Below are 1,553 nucleotides of genomic sequence, written 5' to 3'. Positions count from 1 at the left end.
CCTGGATCAGCAGGAACATCCCCTCCCGGGCCAGCCGCTGCGCCGGGCTGCCCAGGTCCATGGCCCGGCCGCCGCCGGCCACGACCGCCGCGGTCGTGGCCGCCCGCATCAGGTCGTAGGCCAGTGTCTTGGCCCTCAGCCGCTCCTCGATCCGTTCGCCCGGCACGGGATGGTCGGCCAGCTCGTACGACCGTCGCCGTACCTCGTCGAGGCGGGCGCGCAGCACCCGCGCGGTCTCCTTCGCCGGCGGATCGGTGTCCAGCAGGTCGAGGGCCGCCGCCGTGACCCCGAAGACCGCGGGGGAGGCGTTGGTGTTCTTGGGCCGGTCGGTCGCCGCCCAGGTCTCGTACGGCGTACGCAGGGCCACCGCGTCGTCGGGCAGCCACAGGCCGTCGAGCTCCAGCGAGACCGTCCGGGAGGCCGTCAGGGCGGCGAGCCGCATCGGGGGCGACGGCCGCAGACCGGGCTGCTCACGCGCCTCGGTGAAGGCGAACAGCGCCTCCGCGTCGTCCGTCACCCCCGCCAGCAGCATCACGTCGTTGAGTCCCCAGCCGGTGTACCAGGGCACCGTCCCGTCGAAGCGCCAGCCGCCCCGCTCGCGCGAGACCCGCACCGGGACGCGCGGATACCCGCGCAACTGGGCGTAGGCGACCCCGGACAGCAGCTCCCCGCGCGCCAGCGGCCCCAACAGACGCTCCCGCACCGGGAGGCCGGCCTCGGCCCGGGCCAGGGTGAGGACCGGCGTGTGGTGCTGGGCCTGTACGAACCAGGTCGAGCAGCAGGCCCCGGCGAGGATCTCGGCCGTCCCGCGGACGACCGCGGCCGGCGCGGCCGATCCGCCGTAGGCGACCGGCGCGCTCACCCCGAGCAGCCCCGAGCGCTTGAGCGCCTCGATACTGTCCGCCGGCACGCCCTCCTGGTCGACACGCTCAGCCTGCGGTGCGAGAACCTCGGCTGCCAGCCGTACGGCGCGGGAGACGAGCGGGTGCGGTGGGGCGGTCATCGAAGGAATCTCCCTCGGTCGTCGGGGCGTGTGTCGATCCGGGGCTCTCCCGTTCGTGTAGTCAGTGAAGACCACCAGGAGCGAGAGACCTCCGAGGAGCAAGGAGCACACCATGAAGTACTACCTGCTGAGCGTGATGCAGCCGCAGGGAGAGCCGCCCGCGCCCGAGGTGCTCGAAGAGATCATGCACAGTCTCGACGTCTTCCACGCGGAGCTGCGTGAGGCCGGGGCCTGGGTGTTCGCCGGGGGACTGCACGGGCCCGAGACGGCCACGGTGGTGAGGGCCGAGGCCGGAGACGTCCTGGTCACGGACGGCCCGTACACCGAGAGCAAGGAGTTCCTGGGCGGCATCTGCCTGATCAAGGCTCCCGACCTGGACGCGGCGCTGGAGTGGGGCCGCAAGGCGACGCTGGCGACCACGCTCCCCATCGAGGTGCGGCCCTTCATGGGCGAGGCCTGATGCCCCTGGACGTCGAGGGAGTCTTCCGCGCCGAATACGGCCGCGCGGTCGCCGTCCTCGTCCGCTTCCTCGGTGACATCGAGCTCGCCG

2 protein-coding genes are annotated in these 1,553 nt (G+C 73.0%); one reads left to right on the top strand and one right to left on the bottom strand.

All coding sequences use genetic code 11. The features are described from left to right. A partial coding sequence (locus ABZV34_RS39275; protein ID WP_356288031.1) for an acyl-CoA dehydrogenase family protein occupies positions 1-1,003 on the bottom strand: 1,003 nt, incomplete at its 3' end. Positions 1,004-1,115: 112 nt separating this feature from the next. Here ABZV34_RS39275 and ABZV34_RS39270 point away from each other — a divergent pair. Next, positions 1,116-1,463 carry a YciI family protein gene (locus ABZV34_RS39270; RefSeq protein ID WP_356288028.1) on the top strand — a complete coding sequence of 116 codons (348 nt, stop codon included), beginning with the start codon at positions 1,116-1,118 and terminating at the stop codon, positions 1,461-1,463. Positions 1,464-1,553 lie beyond the last annotated feature (90 nt).

The organism is Streptomyces sp. NPDC005195, assembly GCF_040608315.1.
GTDB classification, from domain to species: domain Bacteria; phylum Actinomycetota; class Actinomycetes; order Streptomycetales; family Streptomycetaceae; genus Streptomyces; species Streptomyces kaempferi.
The sequence above is the reverse complement of the archived record's forward strand: the minus strand, read 5'-3'. Positions and strand labels throughout refer to the sequence as shown.